Raw genomic sequence first — 22,098 nt, 5'->3', positions numbered from 1 at the left:
GCTGACCCTTTTCATGAAGCTCTGAACTTTACGCTGCCGATCTGGCGTTGGAAATGACGCCAACCAGTTCGTTGACGATGCGCTCAACCTGCGCGCTGTCATCGCCTTCCGCCATGACGCGGATCAGCGGTTCCGTCCCAGAAGGGCGAATAACCAGACGGCCATTATTGGCCAGCGCGCTTTCAGCATCAGCAATCGCCTGCTGAACCACAGGGTTTTCCAACGGCTTGCCGCCGGTTGTGCGAACGTTTTTCAGCAATTGCGGCACGGGTTCGAACTTGCGGCAGACCTCGCTGACCGTACGACCGGAGCGCTTCACCCGCGCAAGAACCTGAAGTGCGGCAACAAGGCCATCGCCGGTCGTGCCGTAATCAGACAGTACGATGTGGCCGGATTGTTCTCCACCGACATTGAAATCGTGGTTACGCATATGCTCCACCACGTAACGGTCACCAACCTTGGTGCGCGCCAGCGTCAAGCCCTTGTCTCCAAGGAAGCGTTCAAGACCAAGGTTCGACATGACAGTTGCGACGATGCCGCCGCCACGCAGGATTTTGTCATCGGCCCAGCTAGCCGCAATCGTCGCCATAAGTTGATCGCCATCAACAATCTGACCCAACTCGTCAACGATGATCACGCGGTCCGCGTCACCATCGAGCGCAATGCCGATATCGGCTCGAACTTCGTGGACTTTGCGTTGAAGTGTTTCGGGATGGGTGGAGCCGCATTCGAAATTGATGTTGGTGCCGTTCGGCTCATTGCCGATGGTGACGACTTCCGCACCAAGCTCCCAAAGGGCAGCCGGGGCCACCTTGTAGGCGGCGCCATTGGCGCAATCGATCGCAATCCTCAAACCACTCAGTGTCACATCACGGGGCAAGGTACGCTTGACGAATTCGATATAGCGATAGATGTCACCATCCACGCGCTTGGCTCGCCCGATTTCATGGGGCTTGGCAAGCTGCGAATAGATGTCCTTGTCCAGCAGATCTTCGATCTCGAGTTCCAGCTCATCCGAAAGCTTGTACCCGTCTGGTCCGAAAAGCTTGATGCCATTATCGGAAAATGGATTGTGCGAGGCAGAAATCATCACTCCGATATCAGCGCGCAGCGAACGCGTCAGCATGGCCACGGCAGGCGTCGGGATCGGCCCGAGCAGAAACACATCGAGGCCAGCGGCGGTAAAACCGGCAACAAGCGCGTTTTCCAGCATATAGCCGGACAGACGTGTATCCTTGCCGATGACAACACGATGGCGGTGATTTCCACGGCGGAAAATCGTGCCGACTGCGATACCGACCCGCATTGCCAGATCCGGCGTCATCGGAAAGACGTTGGATTGCCCGCGAATACCATCGGTTCCGAAATAGCGACGTGTCATGTGAACTCCAGAATTTGTCCCGTGCTCGGCAAGCGCTTTTAAACCGCGCCAAGCCTTTCTGGTTAGATGCCATAAAAGCCGGAAAACAACACGTCAATTACCGCGAAAGGCCAATATATGTTGTTACCAACTCTGTTTGGCGCGACAGAAACATACGCACAATGAAAAAGGCCGCCCGCACAGCGGACGGCCCTCATATCAAGTCTGTTCAAGACATCAGCGCGGTTGCGGTTCAAGGCCGCCTTCAGCCTCGCCGTCGCCCTTGGTCTCACCGTCACCCTTGGCTTCGGTAGGACCATCCTTCTTAGTCCCGGTTTTCGGAACAGCAGAACCACGACCCGGAGAATCATCGCCCAGATCACGTGCTGGCTTTTCGCCGCGGATCAGCGCCTTGATCTCTTCGCCTGTCAGCGTTTCATATTCGAGAAGACCCTCGGCAATGGCAACGAAGCCATCGTGGTTTTCCGTCAGAATACGACGCGCTTCCGTATAGGCTTCATCGATCAGACGACGAACTTCGGTGTCGATCGTCTGTGCAGTCGCCTCGGAAACGTTCTTGGACTGTGAAACCGAGTGACCAAGGAAGACTTCCTGCTGGTTTTCACCGTAGGAAACCTGACCAAGCGCATCGGAGAAGCCCCACTGCGTGACCATCGCACGGGCAAGCTTGGTGGCCTGCTCAATATCGGACGACGCGCCGGAGGTAATGTTTTCCTTGCCGAAGGTCAGCTCTTCCGCCACGCGGCCACCCATCATGATAACGAGACGGGAAACCATCCACTTGTAGCTCATGGAATAGCGGTCGCCTTCAGGCAGCTGCATGACCATGCCAAGCGCACGACCGCGCGGAATGATGGTTGCCTTGTGCAGCGGATCGGCAACCGGCACCTTCAGCGCTGTAATCGCGTGGCCGGCTTCGTGGTAGGCGGTCAGCTTCTTTTCGGCCTCGGTCATGGCGGAAGAGCGACGCTCCGCACCCATCATGATTTTGTCCTTGGCGTCTTCGAATTCGGCCATGGTCACCACGCGCTTGTTGCGACGTGCGGCCATAAGGGCTGCTTCATTGACGAGGTTCGCAAGGTCAGCACCGGAGAAACCGGGCGTACCACGAGCCAGAACCTTCAGGTCGACGTTCGGTGCCAATGGCACGTTGCGAGCATGAACCTTCAAGATGCGTTCACGACCAACAATGTCAGGATTCGGCACGACAACCTGACGGTCGAAGCGGCCTGGACGCAGCAAAGCCGGGTCAAGCACATCAGGACGGTTGGTAGCGGCAATGAGAATGATCCCCTCATTGGCTTCGAAACCATCCATTTCGACCAGAAGCTGGTTCAGCGTCTGTTCGCGTTCATCGTTGCCACCACCGAGACCGGCGCCACGATGGCGACCGACCGCGTCGATTTCGTCGATGAAGATGATGCAGGGCGCGTTCTTCTTGGCCTGCTCGAACATGTCGCGGACACGGCTCGCACCAACGCCGACGAACATTTCAACGAAGTCCGAACCGGAAATCGTAAAGAAAGGTACATTGGCCTCACCCGCAACGGAGCGAGCCAGCAGGGTCTTACCCGTGCCCGGAGGGCCAACGAGCAGAACGCCGCGTGGGATCTTGCCGCCGAGGCGCTGAAACTTCTGCGGATCACGCAGGAATTCCACGATCTCTTCGAGATCCTGCTTTGCCTCATCGACACCGGCGACATCTTCGAAGGTGATCCGGCCATGCGCTTCGGTCAAAAGCTTGGCCTTGGACTTGCCAAAGCCCATCGCGCCACGCGAGCCACCCTGCATCTGTCGCATGAAAAATAGCCATACACCCAGAATAAGGAACATCGGCAGCAACGTACCGAGGTAGCTCAGGAAGCCGGATGAACCGTCGCTCTCAGGGCGCGCCACGATGGTGACGTTTTTACCCTGAAGGCGATTCATCAGCGAATCATCGATCACCGGCGAATAGGTCTGAAACGCAGTGCCGCCATCGCTGTAAGTGCCGAGAACGCGATTACCGGTAACGGTGACGTCACGAACACGCCCGGAATCGACATCGCGCAGAAACTGCGAATAGGGAATCTCACGTGAAGCCGATTGTGACGGTGATGTCTGGAACATGCTGAACAATGCGATCAGCAACAGAGCAATCACTGCCCACAAGGCGAAATTTCTAAAATTTGGGTTCATCGAACTCCCCGAACTCCAACGGGCAAATGCGCGCCCGCCATTATGTTGACCCTAACATAAGGAGCACAGTCGCCCTTGCCAAGGCAGGCGGGGACATCAGATGCGATTTGAGGTAAAAACTCTGAGAAAATCCGTGTGAAAAGCGCAGGTTCGGCTAGACCGGAGGCTGCGGGTAGGCGGAACGACCGATAAGGCGGGCGATCACGTTCGCCAATTCGAGATCGAACCGCGGTAAAAACAGATCGTAAGGCACAAGCAGCGGACGAATATCAACCTCCCCTGCCTCCGCAGCAGACCCTTCGTTACCCTCGACCTCAATGGTAGGCGTGATCTGCATTACCCGTTTCGCAACGCTTTTTGGAATGGAGGCGGGCAGATCAACCGCCATTCGTGCGTGTTTGCCGCCAATCAACAGGGTACGCGTTGACCGATTCGTGATCTCGAATCGCTCGTCCCACAGGGCGGTGGCACCTGCGGCAACCGCCAAGGATGGTATGTCCCGGGTTTCCCGCATCAGATAAAGCGCATCCTTACGCAGCTCGAAAACCGCGCGGCTCGCCGTTATCCGCCCTGGCTCACCCTTGGACAGGAATGCCATGACCCTGTCCATGCTATCCGCCGCCATTGCGAAGCGCCGGCCGCCGATGACGCTCGCCAGCGCCGAGAGCGCATACCGGACGATGGCAGTATCTGACTGCAAACCAGCGGGTTTTATCTTGATCAGGCAGTCAAGATGAGATTCGGCTTGTTTTTCAATCCAGTGCGCCGCCGCAGCAGATAGCATCGATCTGTTGATTGACTGATCAATCAAAGTCCTTTGCGGTTCCGAGTGACGAATCCGCACCCGCACCCGCTCGTATTTGGCGTCGTTGTTGGTGGGGTCATCGAACCAGGATTGCCCCTTTTCTCTCAGGAAGTCGCGAATATCCTGACGTGTGGAGACTAGAAACGGGCGCACGATCCAATGACGACCGGCATAGAGAACCGCGTCCGCCATACCAGCGAGACCGAGATTGTCATGACGCTGGCTTCGAGCGCTGCGCATGGCGATGGTTTCCCGCTGATCGCCATGCGTATGGCCAATCGCAATGACATCAGCGCCGATCTCCGCTGCCACTTCGCCAATCAAAGCATACCGTGCAAGCCGGGCGGCGGCTGAAATTCCGGTGGCCGGTTTGTCACCATCCCATCGGCGGATATGGTGAACAATGCCATGCCGGGCGCAAAGCTCTGCGACGCCCCTCGCTTCATCCGCGGACCCGCCACGCAATGCGTGGTCGATTGTCACGGCTTGCAGCGAGATGTCGCGGCTGCCCGTATCGGTCAAAACCCGATGCAGCGCGATCAACAGGCCGGTCGAATCGCTGCCACCGGAAACGGCAACGAGAATGCGGGCGGGCTTTGAAATTTTGTCGATAAACAGCCGCGCTGCCTCTAGGGGCGCAATCGGCTCTACGGAAAACGACAGATCGCCATCACCGGTCAGCACCTGCTCAGCAGCTCAGGCGTTTCTGTTCGCTCGTGACTTTGCCGAGAACGGTCTTGGAGGCGCTGGGATAACGCTTTGGCACTTCGCGAAGTGTTGCGCAGGCAGTTTCCTTGTTGTCGAGTGCAGCCAGAGACATGCCGAGCTTTAGTAGCATCTCAGGCGCCTTGGGCGACTTGCTGTAGGTCTGGTGTGCGTTCAGGAACGTCTTGGCTGAATCGGTGAATTTGCCTTGGCTATATTGCGCCTCACCCAGCCAGAAGTTTGCGTCCGCAGCTTTTGCGCCTTTGGGGTAACCCTGGATATACTGCTCGAAGCCCTTTTCCGCCGCCTTGTAATCACCCGACAGAACGTGGCTGTAGGCCGCCTGGTAGATATCGTTCTCGCTGGTCAAAGCTGCGGTGTTGACCGGATCAGGGCTGGGGGAGCCACCGGTTTCAACACCGGGAAGAGCACCTGCAGAATTCTGCGCGTTGCTGTTCAGTGAACCGCCAATCGGCATGCCGCGCTGGTCGAGCTCGATCGAGCCGAGCGTCGTTTCACCTGGAGCGGCATTGCTCCGTGGACCTGTTGCCGTTTGGCCTGCACCCGGCGTGCCACCCATTGAAGCGCCGCCTTGGGACGGCGTTTCAATGATGGTTGCGACATCGTCCTGGCCGCCCGACGATGGAATATCGGCTTCGGCCTTCTTCTTCGGTGCAGTCGGTGCGGCAGACTTTCCGCCTTCAAGTTCTTGAAAACGGAACTCGTTGTCTTCCTGCGCCTTGCGGATCGTTTCCTGCATTTGCAGCAGTTGGAAACTCATTTCCTCGATACGACCGTTGAGCTGACGAAGCTGTTCTTCCAGTTGTTGTACTCGGTAGGTGTCATTCGCCTGAACATTCACCACCGGTGCTTGTCGCGAATTGACCGTGCCAGAGCCCCCACCCCACCCAAACAGCGGCCCTGAAACGGCAGTGCCGCTCAAGCCTGTGCAGGCTGCAAGCCCCAGCATTCCCGCCACCACAAGTTTCTTCATGTTGCGTCCTGTCTGGTTGATTTGCGCCCCAACGACGCAAAACCGGATTTTTTCCATTTGGCATCAAAAAGCAACTTAACTTCGGCCAAACTATGGAAAAAACAAAAGGCGGTCCGAAGACCGCCTTTCAATCATCCTCACAAAATTGCGAGGCAATTACATGCCTGCGCCACCGAGAACGGTGACAGCGCGACGGTTCTGCGACCAGCAGGAGATATCGTCGCAAACAGCAACCGGACGTTCCTTACCGTAGGAAATGGTCCTCATGCGGTTTGCAGGAACACCCTGCGATGCCAGGAACTGCTTGGTCGAAGCGGCACGGCGTGCGCCGAGCGCCAAGTTGTACTCGCGTGTGCCGCGCTCATCGGCGTGGCCTTCAACGGTGATGGCGTAGTTTGGATAACGAGCCAGCCACTGTGCCTGACGCTGCAGCGTCTGCTGCGCATCTGCGCGGATGGATGTGCTGTCGGTATCGAAGAAGATACGGTCGCCGACGTTGACGGTGAAATCCTGGGCAGAGCCCGGCGTTGCAGAGCCTGCGCCGCCGCCAAGGCCAAGTTCGCCAGCACTGTTGGGCATGTTCTTCTTGTTGGCGCAACCGGCCAGCGCAAGCGCAAGCGTCAGAGCGATCATGGCCGGGTTGCGGGCAATTCTCTGCATCGGGCCGAGTGCCGAAGTGTTTGTACGGCTCATTGCCGGTCTCTCCTTAGAATTCAGTAACGTTGCCAGACAATAACCGAATGCAGTTAATTGCCCCCAAACAATTATGGTTAACAGAAAGGAAATGCCTCATTTTCTGTGTCCCCGCAACACGTAGCGGTAAGAAAGCAGGCAGTTCCGGATAAGGGCATGCGTAGAATACGGCGGCAACTGTGCTCAGTGCCGCCGCAATAGGAAAATCAATCCAGAAGCGGCGACCATGCCGGGTCCGACGCGAATGTCGGTGTTTTGATCAACTGTTCGTTATAACCCGTCAGATCGATGGAATAGAGCTGCGGGCCGCCCGAACCGGCATTCTGGCGGAAGAACATGATAACGCGACCGTTCGGTGCCCAGGTCGGGCCTTCATTGTGGAAGCCTGTGGTCAAGATGCGCTCGCCTGAACCATCAGGCTTCATGACGCCGATGGAAAACTTGCCGCCAGATTGCTTGGTGAATGCAATCAGGTCGCCGCGAGGAGACCAGACAGGCGTCGAGTAGGAACCATCGCCAAAGGACACACGGGTCTGGCCGGAACCATCCGCATTCATGACGTAAATCTGCTGGCGACCACCACGGTCGCTTTCAAAGGCGATGCGCTGACCATCCGGTGCATAGGACGGTGCCGTATCGATGGCACCCGTATTGGTAAGGCGCGTCGTGGTGCGCGAGCGCAGGTCCATGGTGTAGATGTTGGCGTTGCCTTCCTGCTGAAGGCTCATGATGACCTTCTGACCGTCGGGCGAAAAGCGCGGAGAGAACGTCATGCCGGGGAAGTTGCCGACAACTTCACGCTGTCCGGTTTCCAGCTGCAACAGATAAACGCGCGGCTGCTGACCCTCGAACGACATGTAGGTGACTTCCTGACGGCTTGGCGAGAAGCGCGGCGTCAGAACAAGGTCTTTCGTCGTGGTCAGGTTGCGAACGTTGAAGCCGTCCTGGTCCATGATCGAAAGCGCACGCTTTCGGTCGGTCTTGGGTCCGCTTTCAGAGACGAAAACGACGCGGGTATCGAAGTAACCCTTTTCACCGGTGACGCGCTCATAGATAGCATCGGCGATGATGTGGGCGACACGACGCCAGTTTTCCGGCTGGGTAAAGAATTGCTGACCACTCATCTGCTGACCGGCAAACGTGTCCCACAGGCGGAACTCGGCGCGCAGACGGCCATCGGCCTCCTTGGTTACGCGGCCCGTGACCAGTGCCTGCGCATTGATGACCTTCCAGTCTTCGAAGCGTGGCTGTTGGTCCGGGTTGCTGATCTTTTCGATAAAAGCGTTTTTGTTGACCGGAGCAAACAGGCCTGAACGCTGCAGGTCGGCTGCGATAACCTGCGAAACTTGCGCGCCGATGCCATCACCCGACATGAAATCGGTGACCGCAATCGGCAGCGGCTGGACGTTGCCCTTGTTGATATTGATTTGAACTTCAGCACTGGCCGGTGTGACCGCTGCGAAGGAAAACAGCATGCCGGAGGCAACCATTACCGCACGCAGGAGAGAGAACTTGATCATTGAGACAAGCCTTTCAGCTTCATACAAAAATTGGACATCGAATTGGGCATTGGTCTTTCCATCGGTCCCAAAACTGTCGGTTTAAAGCGCGAATTCGGATGGGTCGAAGTTCAGGACCAACGTGTTCCATCCCCTTTCGCCATCGTATTTTTCAACTGGCAGATTTTTCAACGGCGCAGACCTGAAGATTGCGCGACGCGCACTGCCTTCAACAGCGCGTCGCGTCCCTTCCGGTCCGCCGGTCGCAGTCACTTCCGGCTGGCCGACGATGTTGCCGGACTGGTCGAGAGACACGCGAACGACAACCCGCACCTCGGAAACGCCGGTCAAACCGGATGCCATAGCCCAGTTGTTCTGGATTTGACCTCTGACACTGTCGATTTCACTGGCACTCAAGCCGGTACCAATCGTCTTCTTGCCACCCAGCGACGCCGTCTCGGTCGAGCGTTTCGCGCCACCACCGGAGGGAGCCTGCTTGTTCAGCAATGCAGAAATCTCGTCGGCATTGAACTCGCTGGCCTGCGAAGCGGCAGACTTGGCGGTTTCCTGCTTGCGGTCTGCCGGTTTCTTGTCGGACGGCTTCTCGTTCGATTTAGCCTGCTCCGGCTTCTTCTCCGCTGGCTTTTCAGCAGGCTTCTGCTCGGCTGGCTTTTGTTCGGCCTGCTTGGGCGGCTCCGGCTTCGGCTCAGGCGGCTGCGGGCGGGAATTCGGGCGCGGCACATTCGGCGGCACCGGAATTTCGGCAGGCTCCTGATTTTGCGGCGGAGGCTCCTGCGCCTGTTGTTCGGCAGGCGGTTGCGTCGGCGTCGGTGGTGTCGCTATTTCCGGCTTGGGAATGGGCAGCGATGCCGTCTCCTGCGGCTTTGGCGCAGACGTCTCTTCCTTGACGATGTCTTTCACATCGTTGGGCTTGGTATCCACAACAGGCGCTGGTTTTTCTTGCTTGGGCGGAGCCGCAGCACTGTCGTTATTGTTGGGCTTTTCCGTTGGTGTCGGCGGAGCGTCGAGATCAGCGGTGTTGTTGCCCATGTTCTGGGCATTGGGAATGATATCAGGCCGGGTTGTCGGAACAGGCGCGGATTTTTCGGCCTTGGGCGCGTTTTTGTCGCCCTGCTGGATCTGGGTCATCTCTTCCACGGACACGAGATCGACAGGCATCGACTCAGCCTGAGACACCTCAAGCGGCGCTGGCGAGCCCAGAGACACGAGGGCAAAGGCCAGCAGCGAGGCGTGCACGATCGCAGATGTGGTGACGCTGCCCTTCATACTTAGATCAATTGTCCTGTTTCTGTTGCGTTACAAGGCCGATATTCTTGAAGCCCGCAGCCTGAATACGCGCCATGACATCGGCAACGATGCCATAGGCCGCAACCGAGTCCGCACGCACGAAAATACGCTCGTTATAGCCGGTCGTCGAAATCGCCTGCAGCTTGTCAGCGACTTCCGTCGCCTGGATCGGCGTTTCCTGTAAATGGATCACGCCATCGGCATTGACGGAAATGGTAATCGGCTGCGTATCGGAATTTAGGGCATTGGCGGATGTCTGTGGCAGATCAACAGGCACGCCGACCGTCATCATAGGTGCTGCCACCATGAAGATGATAAGCAGCACCAGCATGACGTCCACGAGGGGCGTCACGTTGATTTCGCTGATCGCGCCACCCTTGCGGCGTCCTCGGCCTCGACCACGGCGCCCACCGGACCCACCGCCGCCACCGCCTGCTGACATTCCCATTATGTTACTCCACTCGCTCGGGTGCGCGTTTACTGCGCGGCCTGACGTGTCTGCAGCTTCTCATCGATCTGGCGCGAAAGGATGGCGGAAAACTCGTCCGCAAAACCTTCCATGCGCGCAGAGAGCTTGCCTGCATCGCCTGTGAATTTGTTGTAAGCGATAACCGCCGGGATAGCGGCAACCAGACCAATGGCCGTCGCGAGAAGCGCTTCGGCGATACCAGGTGCAACAACCGCTAGGTTGGTGGACTTGGAACCGGCAATCGCCTGGAACGAGGTCATGATACCGATAACCGTACCGAACAAACCGATAAACGGACCCGCAGAACCGATTGTCGCCAGAGAACCGAGACGCGCTTCGAAGGTTTCGCCTTCGCGTGCCATGGTCACGTCCATGGCACGGTCGATACGCATCTGAAGACCGATGGGAGACCGTGCGCCTCGCTCGAAGGACTTCTTCCACTCGCGCATCGCCGCCACGAAGATCGCCGCAAGGCCCGTATTCTGGCGTTCCGCCAGCGTCCGGTACAGCTCTTCAAGCGACTGGCCGGACCAGAACACCTGTTCGAACTGGTCGAACTGACGCTTCGCCTTGCCGAAGGACACATATTTGTCGATGACGATGGCCCACGTCCAGACAGATGCGGCGATGAGGCCGATCATAACCAGCTTGACGATGAGACCAGCCTGCATGAACAGCGCCCAAAGACTTACGTCGTGCGTTGCCGCGGCCAAACCTGCCTGTTCCATAAAAATCCAATCCCCGAATCCAAACGCCCGGTGCATGACCGGGCGATTTAAACGCGCATCAACGTTTGAAGTCCTGCGGCAAGTGCCGAAAACCCCATGAGCCGTGCCCCGATATTACCATTTAGCCTTCCTTGACCGTAAATTTGGTAAAAGGAAGGCGTGCGGCGCACAAATACCGAATGGTTAAGGTAGACTACATTATGGTTAAGGGAGTGTTACGAAATAGGCACTTCAAACAGCAGCACCATATTTCCCAATTCTTACTTCAAAAATTTCTCTGCAATCGTATCAGGTAGACGCCGCGGTCTTCCCTTGGCATTGATCACGGCAATAATCACTTTCGCGGTAACCAGCAAAGTTTCCCCGCGCCGGATTTCCTGATTGAGCACCATCTTCGCCCCACCAGCTTTTTCGGTGAGTGTGGTGATTGCAAGCACATCGTCCATCCGCGCCGGTGACTTGAAGTCGATTTCCATGCGATGAACGACGAACACAAGCCCCTCCTCATCCGCCGTCAGCAACGCGCTCTGCTCGCAGCCAAGGCAACGCAGATAATCCGTGCGACCACGCTCAAGGAAGTGCAGATAGCGGGCGTGATAAACGAGGCCGGAGAAGTCGGTGTCTTCGTAATAGACACGCTGCGTCAGCCGGTGGCCGTGTTCGATGAGTTCGCCGGAGAGGGATACGGTCAGGTCAGTCATGCCGCTTTACTCCTTCACGCACAATCAGATGCTCGTGCCGTTCCGGCAGCGCCTCGATCCGCTCGGCGATAAATGCAGGCCGTAAATCACTCTCTTTCAAAACAGGAGCGGTCGCGAGCAACCATCTAAACTCGACATCCACCCCATCCACGATACGATGAACGATGTCGCTTTCATGAAAGGGAAAAGCCTGTTCGAGATGGATCAGGTAATAGAAAGCCAACTCATGCGCGTCATATTCGCCGTATGAAAAGAAGCTCTCGGCTGACCACAAGAGACGCTCGATCCGCGCTTTAACATGCAGTTCTTCCTCAATCTCCCGCAGGATCGTTTCTTCCGAACTCTCCCCGATTTCGGCACGACCACCGGGGAGCGCCCAGTAGCGGTCGGTAACACTGCGGTTCACCAGGAGATGACCGTTGTGGAACACGAGGCCCGCCACACGAAAGCTGAAAAGCTGCGGCTTATGATCCAGTCTGATCATGTGCCGTGGAGAAATGACATCGCTCATTTGTCGTCCAAGTTCCCGTCATCCCAAACGATGTGCTGAACGGAAGCGGGAAGGTTTTCGATTTCACCGGCGATGAAATAGGGCGGAATGTCCAACTGCGTCAAGGCTTCCGTGGTCGCTCTTGCCCAGCGAAACTCCAGCGGATGTTTGCCATCCTGCATGCGGTGCACGATGTCTTCCTCGTGGAAAGGAAACGTCTCGGGCAGTTCCATCAGGTAGTAAAAACCAAGCTCGTGCCAGTCCTTGCCCTCATAATGGAAGAAGTTTTCCACCACCCAAAGCAGACGCCCGATCTGGGCCTCGACGCCAAGCTCTTCCACCATCTCGCGCGCCAACGTATCCTGTGATTGTTCGCCCATTTCGGCGCGGCCGCCGGGAAAACTCCAGAATTTCTCATGTGTGGCCCGGTGCACCAGCACATAGCCATCGCGAAAAGCGATGCCTGCAACGCGCATCTGGAAAATGCGCTTCGGCTTGAATTTCATACGGATACGGGTGTCTTCAGTCATATGTTTTTGCTTCCGGGAGCATGAGGTCACGTTCCGACCAGCCTAGCGCGTCCAGTTCCGTTTTGCGAACCCCCGCATCATCACCAACGACGAATTCGTCCAGTTGCGGTGGTTTGATGGAGGTGCCGGACAGCATTGCATGAACCTGTCCGCGATGATGCGTCTGGTGCTGGAACAGATGCGTGAGAATATCGTCGCAGCGGTCGGTCTGTATCCGCTCTGCCCTGTGTATGCGCACGATATCGGCAAGCATATCAGGCGCCAGCCCATCGGTGAATGCCAGGAGATCAGCGTCGAGTTTCGCCTGCGCTTCGCGCAGCTCGACCATATCACTGTATGGCTCGGCCATTGAGAAAGCAGCATATCCCAATGTGCCGCCCTTGAGGGCATCGATATAAAAAAGATCGACGCAGTAAATGTGGTTCAGGGTCGCGCGGATCGTCGGAAAAAAGCCTGTTCTTGGGGCCACCAGCTCATCGCGTGAGAGGCGGAGGCAGGTTTCGTGCAGCCTGAAATTCGCCAGCAGATTGTTACGGGCGAGTTTCCTGAACACGCGGCACGGATCATAGGCCATGGCAGGCTCCCGGATCAGTCCAGCTTTTCCAGTTCAGATTGGCTTTTAAGAACACGACCGCCGTCCTCCTGTTCGACCAGATAGGCCGGTTCGTCTTCACTTGCCTTGCGCTTGATGACGGAGCCTTCGATCTTGCGTTCGACATCTTGGGTAAAGCTCTCGGTAACCTTGCCCTCACCCGTGCCCGATCCCCATTTCCATTGAACCTTGGTACCCTTGCGAAACTTCGTCATCACACGCTCCTCACCAAAAACGGTGAATGACCGGACTGCGGGATGGTTCCTCACACCCCGCCGAGTTCGATCACCACAACCTCTGGCGGAGACATGAAGCGAACGGGTGCAATGGAGCATCCCAGCCCACCGGACACGACGAGATGCCTGTTGTCCTCGACCACATGACCATAGGCGAATCGCTCGCCATAACGGGATGGCACTGCCGGTCGCCAACCGAAAAGGTTCACCTGCCCGCCATGCGTATGCCCCGAAAGCGTAAGTGCAACGCGATCAGGAACCGACGTGAAAATATCCGGCTCATGTGCCAGCAAAATGATCGGCGCATCATCTGTGACCTGCGCAAGCGTTCCGCCCAGATCATCGAGCCCCGTCCTTCGGCGCCCTTGAAGATACGCCCATTGGTCTTCCAGTCCGGCAATCCAGAATGGCTGGTCGGCAGACCCGCTTCGGACAGAATCGTTGGAATGAACGTGAATACCGACGGCCCTCAGAGCCCGATGTGCGACTGTCTCTTTCAGCCTCAGCCGCTGGGCTTCAAGGTCCTGCCACCAGTCGTGGTTCCCACATATGGCGTGAACGCCGTAGGTTGCCTTCAACCCGGACAGAGCGCGTGCCCATTCTTCTGGAGGAACGACACCCGTCACCAGTTTCATGCCCGACATGTAGTCGCCCAGCAGAAGAATGATATCTCCGTCCAATGTGTTGGCGTAGTCGCAAATTTTGGCGATGCGTTCAGCAGGCATCCACGGTTCGCAAGCATGAAAATCTGCCAACGCCACGATGCGCAGTCGCTGACCTGTAGGCCAACCCGGCGGGTTGATGCGATAGCGGGTGGTGGAAAGCCGCGCCAAAGGTTCTATGCCACCTGCATAGGCGCCAAGAGAAACCAGCCCCGCCGCCATTGTCGCGGCAGTTTTCAGCAGGGTCCGGCGGGTGATCATGATCAGTCGTCCTCGAGGGTGAGACGAAATTGCGCCGCTTCCAAATCCTTTGGCGGCTGCATGCCGAGATGCTTCCACGCGGTTGCGGTCAAAATACGGCCACGCGGCGTACGCTGAATGAAGCCCTGCTGGATCATGTAGGGCTCGATGATGTCCTCGATGGCATCCCGTGGCTCGGACAAGCCAGCCGCTATGGTCTCGATGCCGACAGGCCCACCACCGAAGTTGACGGCAATCATCGTCAGATAGCGCTTATCGAGCTGATCAAGGCCCATATTGTCGACCAGCAGCCGCGTCAGCGCCTCATCGGCAATCTGACGTGTCACCGATTCCGCCCTCGCGACCTCGGCAAAATCACGCACACGACGCAATAGCCGTCCGGCAATACGCGGCGTACCGCGTGAGCGACGCGCAATTTCTCTGGCACCCTCTTCCGTCATCGGCAATCCCATGATGCGGGCCCCACGCCGCACGATCAGCTCAAGCTCCTCAACCGTGTAGAAGGACAAGCGCACGGGAATCCCGAAGCGATCTCGCAACGGGTTTGTCAAAAGCCCGAGCCGAGTTGTGGCCGCAACCAGTGTGAATTTTGACAGATCGATCTTCACCGACCGCGCCGCTGGCCCCTCCCCGATGATCAAATCCAGCTGAAAGTCTTCCATCGCTGGATAAAGAATTTCCTCTACAGCCGGGCTTAACCTATGGATTTCATCGATGAAAAGGACGTCGCGCTCTTCGAGATTGGTCAACAGCGCCGCCAGATCGCCCGCCTTGGCAATGACGGGGCCAGAGGTAGACTTGAAATTGACGCCCAATTCCTTGGCCATGATCTGCGCCAGCGTCGTCTTGCCAAGACCGGGTGGGCCGACGAACAGGACGTGGTCCAGCGCCTCACCACGGTTCTTGGCCGCTTCGATGAAGATTTTCAGATTGGCGCGAGCTTCCGCCTGACCGGTAAAATCATCCAGCGTCTGCGGGCGCAACGTTGTATCGATATCTTCGCCGCGCTTCTCCGAAGAAATCAGCCGTGCCGCGTCGCTCATGTCAGAAGTTCCATTCCGGGTATTTTGCGGGCCGCTTTCTGATCGAATGTGTATGTCATCTTGCAGCTGGCCATTCTATTCATTTCCGAAATAACGGCATCGGAAAAATCCGCACCGGAATTCCGGCAAATATCAATCGCGTTGCCCACCACCTCATAGTCTGGCACCTCAATTTCACGACGTTCGAGGATCGCCTGAACAAAATCAAGAACGGCACTCTTGGAGTAGCCATAAAACCGCTCCAAGACCCATGACGTTTCCATAATGACGACCACGCCCACGACAAGCGTGTCATTTTCTCCCAGCTTGTCGATGAAGTTCATCACGCTGTCGCTTTGAACGGGATCATCAATGACAGCAACACGAAGGAGAATATCGGTATCGATACCAAATCGACCGCTCATTCATCATCCTCGTCGCGCAACGATTCCTTATAGGCATCGGACAGAGCATATCCGATCGCAGGGTTCATTTCGTTAATCGTCAGCTTTCTGCCATTGGGTGGGGCACCCAACAGACCGGCCAGATCGTTGAAAGACTGGTTACGCGGTACGACGACCATCTCGCGATTACGGACCCAGACGTAGCATTTGTCACCCGGCTTGATATCGAGTTGATCTCGAATATTCTTGGGAACAGTCATTTGCCCCTTGGATGTGATGGTTGTCTGGAACCCCATAACAAGCGACTTTCTTACTTTTTTAAAATCGTAAGGAAATTAACACAGGCTGTCCTAGCGCGAAAGCTCCCGTAACCCCAGCCGGATCAGCTTGGCGCTGTCACCACCCTCACCGCCATTCTTCAGCGCAGCGGCCACAGCATTGGCCGCCTGATCGCGGGAATAGCCGAGATTGGTGAGTGCGGAGACGGCATCGGCCACCGGCGCGGATGCGACACCCTCGCCCAGCTCCTGCTTGAAACCGATGGAGGCGGAGGCCTCACCCGCAAACGCGGGAGCCTTGTTGCGAAGCTCCGTGACGATACGCACCGCCACTTTCGGCCCGACACCGGGCGCACGCGAAACGACCACCTTGTCTTGGAGCGCGATGGCATTCGCAAGCTCGGAGGGGGTAAGCGTCGACAGCACCGCCAAAGCGACCTTGGCACCAACGCCCTGAACGCTCTGCAGAAGATTGAACCATTCACGCTCCAGCGCACTGAGAAAGCCGAAAAGCCTGATTTGATCTTCACGAACATAGGTTTCGATGAAGAGAACCACGGCTTCGCCAGCGGAGCCGAGGCGTGACAGGGTGCGCGTCGAGCAATAGGCGACGTAACAGACACCGTGCACATCAACGACCACATGGTCGTCGCCGATTTCATCGATAGTGCCTTTGAGTTTTCCGATCATGTCGATGCCCGTCCGATGTGTATAAGGGTTAGCTGGCCGCCAGAACGCGCCGCATGCGCTCGCTGACGCGATTGTGGGCGTGGCAAATGGCGATGGCGAGAGCATCCGCTGCGTCATTGCCCTTGAACTCCGCCTTCGGCATGAGAATTTTCAGCATCATGTGGATTTGCTGCTTGTCGCCGTGGCCGACACCGATGACCGCTTTCTTGACCGCATTCGGGGCGTATTCCGCAACCGGCAACCCAGCGCGCGCCGGAACCAGCATGGCAATGCCACGCGCCTGTCCCAGTTTCAGTGTCGCCACCGCATCCTTGTTGACGAATGTCTGCTCCACGGCGGCTTCATGTGGCTGATGGGAATGAACAATCTCGGCAAGGCCGTCATGCAACTGGCAAAGGCGTGAAGCCAGATCCATATCGCCATCCGATGTCACGGTGCCTGACGCCACGAAACGCAGGCTGTTGCCCAAGGTTTCTATGACACCCCATCCCATTCGGCGCAGTCCCGGATCAATCCCGATAATTCGAATCGCATTTTGCATATGGCACCCTATCTCTGAGCGACAAAACCTGCCAGCGATAAGTGAACAAAACGACAACATCCTTCATTTGATGTGAGGGGGAGCGGCGGCACACCGCCGTTCCCCGTATTGCTTTACATCACATCGAAGAAATCGACGGCACCGGTATCGAGGTGGTAATAGGCGCCGACAATCTTGATCTTGCCGTCTGCCAAGGGCTTCAACAGCAACGGGTCGCTTTCCTCTCTCAATGTCCGCACGACGCGCCTCACATTCTGTTTGACGGCGTTTTCCGTGGCATCGCCCTCCATTCCACGGGCCTCCAGCACGGCTGGAATAATGGGCTCGATCATGTTGTCGATCTGTCCGGGGAAGCGGGCATTTTTCTCAACGACCGACATAGCAGCCTTTACAGCACCGCAACTCTCATGGCCCATCACAACCACGAGCGGCACACCGAGGACGGCAACGGCGTATTCGATCGAGCCCATGGCGACGGTATCGACCGTATTGCCGGCGTTACGAATGATGAAGAGTTCACCCAATCCACGCCCGAACAGAAGTTCTGGTGGTACACGGCTGTCCGAGCAGGACACGTAAGCGCAAAATGGTGCCTGTCCCTTGGCAAGCTCAAGCCGCCTCGCTTCGTTACGATCGGCAAACACCAGTTCATCGCGCAGGAATGCCTGATTACCCTCTTTGAGAAGATCGAGCGCGCCATCCGGTGTCAATGCTGACTTCCCATCCTTGACGGGCGCGTGTTTCAGGGGCGCTGCCTGCCGCAAGGGTGAACTCTGGGCTTGGCTCACGGCAGGAATGGCGGCAGCGGCAGTCGCTGCCCCGGCGGTCAACAAAAGACGTCGAGATAGATTGCACATAATTGACACTCTCTTTCGCAAGTTGCGCTGAAGCGCTTGGCTAAAATAAATCGAGCATCTTCAGAGAGTTTGGGTTTCCCGCCAGACTGCACCGAGCACGCTCGATGCGGTCCGACATCACCAGAAAAATGGTCTGGTCAGAGGGGCCCGGTCCGCTACCATCACGTAGGAGGCGCAACAAGGCGAGCAAGGTGCCGTGCCAAAACGTCGCAGTTCAACACCAGTTTTTTTGATCCATCGATCAATTCGCCGCGACTGCTCTGGCAAATTTGCCCGTGCGGCTTACATCCTGCCCAACGTAAAATATCAAACGCGTCAGGAGCGTACGATGATCCCTTTTTCCATTCTCGATCTCTCCCCAGTTGGCGAAGGCGAGAACGTGAGCAAGGCGCTTGAAAATTCGCGCCGCATGGCCATCCACGTGGAAGACCACGGTTATGAGCGTGTCTGGCTTGCCGAACACCATGGCATGCCCGGCATCGCCAGCGCTGCAACCTCCCTCGTCATCGCTCATGTGGGCGCTGCAACGAAACGCATTCGCGTCGGTTCCGGTGGCATCATGCTTCCCAACCACTCGCCCCTCGTCATCGCCGAACAGTTCGGCACCCTGGCCGCCCTGCTGCCGGGCCGCGTCGATCTTGGCTTGGGTCGTGCGCCGGGAACCGACATGCGCACTGCGCGTGCGCTGCGTCGCAACCTCGATGCGGGAGCCGAAAACTTCCCTCAGGACATACTCGAGTTGCAACAATATCTCGGTCAACCGATACAGGATCAGGCAATTCTGTCCGTACCGGGCATGAATACCAACGTGCCGATCTGGCTGTTGGGCTCCAGCGTCTACAGCGCACATCTGGCGGCGGCCCTTGGTCTGCCATATTCTTTCGCGTCACATTTTGCGCCTGATATGCTGATGGATGCTATCGCCATCTACCGCGAGCGCTTCCAGCCCTCCGCCACACTCTCGAAACCCTATGTCATGGTGGGCGTCATGGGCGTAGGCGCGGACACCGATGAAGAGGCGCAACACCTGTTCACCTCGGCGCAGCAGCAGTTTGTCAACCTGCGGAAAAACATCCGCACCCAGTTCCCCAAACCCGTCGAAAGCATGGACGCTCACTGGAGCGACATGGAACGTATCACCGTCGATCATACGCTGAGATACGCGGTGGTGGGTTCTCATACGACGGTGGAACGGAAACTGGCAGATTTCCTGTCAGACACCGGCGCGGATGAATTGATCATCTCCATGCCAGTCCACGACATCGAAAAGCGCCTGCGCTCTGTGGAAGTGTTTGCGGAAGTGCGTGGCGGGTTGAAACTAGCCGCTTGATCCATGTCTGAAACATAAAAGCCCTCGCGCATCACTGCCGAGGGCTTGTTGAATTTTAGCGGAGAGGCAATCAAGCCGAAAGTCTGGCCATGATTTCTTCGGATACTTCGAAGTTGGAATAGACGCTCTGGACGTCATCGTCGTCTTCGAGATTATCGATGAGCTTCATCAAAGACTGCGCCTTTTCTTCATCCACCGGCACGGTGTTCTGCGGCTTCCAGATGGACTTGACGCTGTCCGCTTCTCCGAGAGCCGCTTCCAAAGCCTTGGAGACTTCGTTCATCGCTTCGAAACCGCAGATGATCGTGTGACCATCTTCGCTGCTTTCAACGTCGTCGGCACCGGCTTCGATCGCCGCTTCCATCACACTGTCGGCATCTCCAACAGAGGCCTTGTAGGTGATTTCACCGACGCGGTCGAAGGAGAAGGACACAGATCCGGTTTCGCCCAGCACACCGCCAGCCTTGGTAAAGATCGAGCGAACGTTGGATGCCGTGCGGTTGCGGTTATCTGTCAGCGCTTCGACGATAACGGCCGTGCCGCCCGGGCCATAACCCTCGTAACGGACGTAATCGTAGTTCTCGGCATCCGCGCCAGACGCCTTCTTGATGGCACGGTCGATATTATCCTTCGGCATCGACTGCGCTTTGGCGTTTTGCACCGCCAGGCGCAACGCCGCGTTCATGCTCACATCCGGCAGGCCGGATTTGGCAGCGACGGTGATTTCACGCGCGAGTTTGGAGAACATCTTCGAACGAATCGAATCCTGTTTTCCCTTGCGATGCATGATGTTCTTGAACTGTGAATGGCCAGCCATGGCACCCCTGATCGGATCGTTTGTTTGGATTGCGGTGCTTATAAGTGTGATAGCCCTGCGGTTCAAGCCCAAGCGCCCACTCTTCTCTCAACACATTAAAGCGTTTCCTTGTTAACTGGAACAGTTTTGCCGGAGCAGGTTTTCGTCAGGGCAAAATCGATTGGCGAAGGGCACACCCCTAGGTACGCCCGAGCCAATCGCCCTTGAGCCTGGCGGAAAGATACCCGGCAGAACTGTTCCAGTTAACAAGGAAACGCTTTAGGGAACTGAAATCTATTCTCTTCGTTTTGGTCAGGAGTGCCGATGCGGGTGGCCTTGTCCCCGTCATCGCAAAAGATAACGAGAAATGTGAAGGAAACTACTCCATGGTCAGTCTGAGTGAAGCACGCGAAGCCCCTGCCCGGCAGCTCTGGGACGAAATCAATTCCGTTCATGCCGGCATGCTTGGTCTGGAAGGCCTCCACAGCCATATGCAGCCAATGGCTCCTCATGCGGATCCAAAGACGAACACCATCTGGTTCTTCACCAAAAAGGATGCCCATATCGTGCAGGCGCTGAAGTCGGGCGCACGCGCCCACTTTTGCGTTGTCGGGAAAGACCATGACTATCACGCCTGCCTGTCCGGCAAGCTGGAAGTGCGCGATGACAAGGCAAAGCTCGAAGAATACTGGAATTCAGTGACCGCTGCCTGGTACGAACATGGTAAGAGTGATCCGCAACTGACGATGCTTGCGCTACATGTCGATGATGCCGATATCTGGGCCTCCACGGACAGCACGCTGAAATTTGGCTGGGAAATCGCCAAGGCGAACTTGTCCGACGACAAGACACCCGACGTCGGGGTACGCCAGCATCTATCATTCGCTTAACGTCTTCTTCTCCCGCCAATCATGGATTCACATGCCTTGCGGCACGAGAATTTGCGGTTGGCGGGGAAGGCTCCGCATGGATACGCGAATGACAGGATCGCTGGCATAGGCGATCTTGAACTGGGCGCCGAACGTCACCAGAAATTGCTCTAGAGCGCTTGGCTGGTGCATCGGCAAAATCAGTGCCGACCTCAGCCGTTTGACGATGCGGCTCATGCTGTCTGCCCCCATCGTCAATCCCCCATCAACCGGAACCATCAGGACATCCAATCGTCCGATTTCCGCATATTGGGTTTCCGTCAGTTCGTAGTGCAGGTGCCCGAGATGTCCGATGCAGAGGCCGGCGATTTCAAAAATGAAAATCGAATTGCCGTCTTTCTTCAACAGCCCGCCACCACCCCAGCGATTGCGGATGTCCGATGTGACATTGCGCACATAAACGTCATCCACTTGTAACTTATGCACGGCCTTTTCGTCAGGCATATCGCTCCAGCCATGCAGCACATTTTTGATCGCCGGGTCTGGATACAGCGTGTAATGGGTCGAATGCGCATTGTTCATGGTGACGATGGCAGGAGTAACCGGAGGTAGATAGACGCCGTTATAATCCGTCGCAATTGTCACACCTTCGGGAGAGGTGATCAAAAACGTCGAATGCCCGATATACTGTATCTTCACCTCTTCCTTCGCCACCTGCGCCAGTTGAACATTCGAAGGCTGAAAGCTGGCGAAGGTCACACCGGGCAGGGTCTGGGCAATCGCCTGACACTGGCTGATGGGCGGGCGGCTCACGGAAGGGCGGCTTGGCTGTTGCTGGGCCGATGCGCCAGTGGCCACCAAAAGCCCTGACAATGCGAAGATAAGCATGCGAAGCATCGGCACCACTCCCATAACGAGACGAGTGCGGGCAGGATGCGGCAAGGGTTGATGATCGTCCAGACGCAAGAGGTAGAGGCCGCTCACAATGTCGTCATTGGAGGTAGATTGCTATTGGGGTTGGCGGGTGTGGCTTACCCCCCTCTGTCCTGCCGGACATCTCCCCCACAGGTGGGGAGATC

At 56.9% G+C, this 22,098-nt stretch carries 25 protein-coding genes; 2 read left to right on the top strand and 23 right to left on the bottom strand.

Translation table 11 applies throughout. The annotated features are described in order from the left end of the window. Positions 1 to 28: 28 nt before the first annotated feature. The 21 genes from glmM to ATO67_RS03190 form a co-directional block, all read right to left on the bottom strand. The gene (gene glmM, locus ATO67_RS03290; RefSeq protein WP_067644356.1) at positions 29 to 1,381 is read right to left on the bottom strand and encodes a phosphoglucosamine mutase; all 1,353 of its coding nucleotides are present in this window, start codon (positions 1,379 to 1,381) and stop codon (positions 29 to 31) included. A gap of 216 nt (positions 1,382 to 1,597) precedes the next feature. Beyond that, the gene (ftsH, locus tag ATO67_RS03285; RefSeq protein ID WP_067644353.1) at positions 1,598 to 3,559 is read right to left on the bottom strand and encodes an ATP-dependent zinc metalloprotease FtsH; all 1,962 of its coding nucleotides are present in this window, start codon (positions 3,557 to 3,559) and stop codon (positions 1,598 to 1,600) included. A 154-nt stretch (positions 3,560 to 3,713) separates the two neighbouring features. Further along, a complete protein-coding gene (gene tilS, locus ATO67_RS03280) occupies positions 3,714 to 5,048 on the bottom strand; it encodes a tRNA lysidine(34) synthetase TilS (RefSeq protein ID WP_245303813.1) in 1,335 nt (444 codons plus the stop codon). A 4-nt stretch (positions 5,049 to 5,052) separates the two neighbouring features. Continuing rightward, positions 5,053 to 6,063, bottom strand: a complete 1,011-nt coding sequence (gene ybgF / locus ATO67_RS03275) for a tol-pal system protein YbgF (protein ID WP_067645555.1) — start codon at positions 6,061 to 6,063, stop codon at positions 5,053 to 5,055. 156 nt (positions 6,064 to 6,219) lie between these two features. Further along, positions 6,220 to 6,756, bottom strand: coding sequence for a peptidoglycan-associated lipoprotein Pal (gene pal / locus ATO67_RS03270; protein WP_067644350.1), 537 nt, complete (start codon positions 6,754 to 6,756; stop codon positions 6,220 to 6,222). A 206-nt stretch (positions 6,757 to 6,962) separates the two neighbouring features. Beyond that, complete coding sequence (gene tolB, locus ATO67_RS03265) at positions 6,963 to 8,276, bottom strand: Tol-Pal system beta propeller repeat protein TolB (RefSeq protein WP_067644347.1); 1,314 nt, start codon at positions 8,274 to 8,276, stop codon at positions 6,963 to 6,965. Positions 8,277 to 8,357: 81 nt separating this feature from the next. After that, a complete protein-coding gene (locus ATO67_RS03260; protein ID WP_067644345.1) occupies positions 8,358 to 9,542 on the bottom strand; it encodes a hypothetical protein in 1,185 nt (394 codons plus the stop codon). A 7-nt stretch (positions 9,543 to 9,549) separates the two neighbouring features. Beyond that, complete coding sequence (gene tolR, locus ATO67_RS03255; RefSeq protein WP_067644342.1) at positions 9,550 to 10,011, bottom strand: protein TolR; 462 nt, start codon at positions 10,009 to 10,011, stop codon at positions 9,550 to 9,552. Between the two features lie 29 nt (positions 10,012 to 10,040). Next, complete coding sequence (tolQ, locus tag ATO67_RS03250; RefSeq protein WP_045228480.1) at positions 10,041 to 10,760, bottom strand: protein TolQ; 720 nt, start codon at positions 10,758 to 10,760, stop codon at positions 10,041 to 10,043. A gap of 260 nt (positions 10,761 to 11,020) precedes the next feature. After that, positions 11,021 to 11,461, bottom strand: coding sequence for a tol-pal system-associated acyl-CoA thioesterase (gene ybgC / locus ATO67_RS03245; protein ID WP_067644339.1), 441 nt, complete (start codon positions 11,459 to 11,461; stop codon positions 11,021 to 11,023). Beyond that, complete coding sequence (locus ATO67_RS03240; protein WP_067644336.1) at positions 11,454 to 11,972, bottom strand: NUDIX hydrolase; 519 nt, start codon at positions 11,970 to 11,972, stop codon at positions 11,454 to 11,456. The genes ybgC and ATO67_RS03240 overlap by 8 nt, the downstream gene beginning before the upstream one ends. Then, entirely contained in the window at positions 11,969 to 12,481 is a 513-nt protein-coding gene (locus ATO67_RS03235) for an NUDIX hydrolase (protein WP_067644333.1), read from the bottom strand. The genes ATO67_RS03240 and ATO67_RS03235 overlap by 4 nt, the downstream gene beginning before the upstream one ends. Further along, a complete protein-coding gene (locus tag ATO67_RS03230; RefSeq protein ID WP_067644329.1) occupies positions 12,474 to 13,055 on the bottom strand; it encodes a DinB family protein in 582 nt (193 codons plus the stop codon). The genes ATO67_RS03235 and ATO67_RS03230 overlap by 8 nt, the downstream gene beginning before the upstream one ends. Positions 13,056 to 13,069: 14 nt before the next feature. Next, entirely contained in the window at positions 13,070 to 13,288 is a 219-nt protein-coding gene (locus ATO67_RS03225) for a hypervirulence associated TUDOR domain-containing protein (RefSeq protein WP_067644326.1), read from the bottom strand. A 50-nt stretch (positions 13,289 to 13,338) separates the two neighbouring features. Then, a complete protein-coding gene (locus tag ATO67_RS03220; RefSeq protein WP_067644323.1) occupies positions 13,339 to 14,232 on the bottom strand; it encodes a metallophosphoesterase in 894 nt (297 codons plus the stop codon). Between the two features lie 2 nt (positions 14,233 to 14,234). Next, positions 14,235 to 15,275 (bottom strand): Holliday junction branch migration DNA helicase RuvB, encoded by a 1,041-nt coding sequence (ruvB, locus tag ATO67_RS03215; protein ID WP_067644320.1) that lies wholly within the window; start codon positions 15,273 to 15,275, stop codon positions 14,235 to 14,237. After that, positions 15,272 to 15,679, bottom strand: coding sequence for a type II toxin-antitoxin system VapC family toxin (locus ATO67_RS03210; RefSeq protein ID WP_067644318.1), 408 nt, complete (start codon positions 15,677 to 15,679; stop codon positions 15,272 to 15,274). Before ATO67_RS03210 ends, ruvB begins: the two co-directional genes overlap by 4 nt. Next, positions 15,676 to 15,954: an AbrB/MazE/SpoVT family DNA-binding domain-containing protein gene (locus ATO67_RS03205; RefSeq protein ID WP_067644311.1), complete on the bottom strand. Its 279-nt coding sequence runs from the start codon at positions 15,952 to 15,954 to the stop codon at positions 15,676 to 15,678. The genes ATO67_RS03210 and ATO67_RS03205 overlap by 4 nt, the downstream gene beginning before the upstream one ends. A gap of 54 nt (positions 15,955 to 16,008) precedes the next feature. Then, a complete protein-coding gene (ruvA, locus tag ATO67_RS03200; RefSeq protein WP_067644308.1) occupies positions 16,009 to 16,626 on the bottom strand; it encodes a Holliday junction branch migration protein RuvA in 618 nt (205 codons plus the stop codon). Positions 16,627 to 16,654: 28 nt separating this feature from the next. After that, positions 16,655 to 17,167 (bottom strand): crossover junction endodeoxyribonuclease RuvC, encoded by a 513-nt coding sequence (ruvC, locus tag ATO67_RS03195; RefSeq protein WP_067644305.1) that lies wholly within the window; start codon positions 17,165 to 17,167, stop codon positions 16,655 to 16,657. Positions 17,168 to 17,280: 113 nt separating this feature from the next. After that, positions 17,281 to 18,024 carry a carbonic anhydrase gene (locus ATO67_RS03190; protein WP_082760141.1) on the bottom strand — a complete coding sequence of 248 codons (744 nt, stop codon included), beginning with the start codon at positions 18,022 to 18,024 and terminating at the stop codon, positions 17,281 to 17,283. 328 nt (positions 18,025 to 18,352) lie between these two features. Here ATO67_RS03190 and ATO67_RS03185 point away from each other — a divergent pair, with 328 nt between their 5' ends. Further along, positions 18,353 to 19,354: an LLM class flavin-dependent oxidoreductase gene (locus ATO67_RS03185; RefSeq protein WP_067644302.1), complete on the top strand. Its 1,002-nt coding sequence runs from the start codon at positions 18,353 to 18,355 to the stop codon at positions 19,352 to 19,354. Positions 19,355 to 19,424: 70 nt separating this feature from the next. Here the strand turns inward: ATO67_RS03185 and ATO67_RS03180 are convergent, their stop codons facing one another. Beyond that, positions 19,425 to 20,171, bottom strand: coding sequence for a YebC/PmpR family DNA-binding transcriptional regulator (locus ATO67_RS03180; protein WP_067645551.1), 747 nt, complete (start codon positions 20,169 to 20,171; stop codon positions 19,425 to 19,427). A gap of 365 nt (positions 20,172 to 20,536) precedes the next feature. Here ATO67_RS03180 and ATO67_RS03175 point away from each other — a divergent pair, with 365 nt between their 5' ends. After that, complete coding sequence (locus tag ATO67_RS03175; protein WP_067644299.1) at positions 20,537 to 21,040, top strand: pyridoxamine 5'-phosphate oxidase family protein; 504 nt, start codon at positions 20,537 to 20,539, stop codon at positions 21,038 to 21,040. Between the two features lie 27 nt (positions 21,041 to 21,067). On the opposite strand, the gene ATO67_RS03170 is transcribed toward ATO67_RS03175, so the two are convergent. Further along, positions 21,068 to 21,916 (bottom strand): MBL fold metallo-hydrolase, encoded by an 849-nt coding sequence (locus tag ATO67_RS03170; RefSeq protein ID WP_067644296.1) that lies wholly within the window; start codon positions 21,914 to 21,916, stop codon positions 21,068 to 21,070. Positions 21,917 to 22,098: the final 182 nt, after the last annotated feature.

Origin of the sequence: Agrobacterium bohemicum, assembly GCF_001562555.1 — a bacterium.
In the GTDB taxonomy this organism is placed as follows: domain Bacteria; phylum Pseudomonadota; class Alphaproteobacteria; order Rhizobiales; family Rhizobiaceae; genus Agrobacterium; species Agrobacterium bohemicum.
This window is presented reverse-complemented; position numbering and strand designations above follow the sequence as displayed.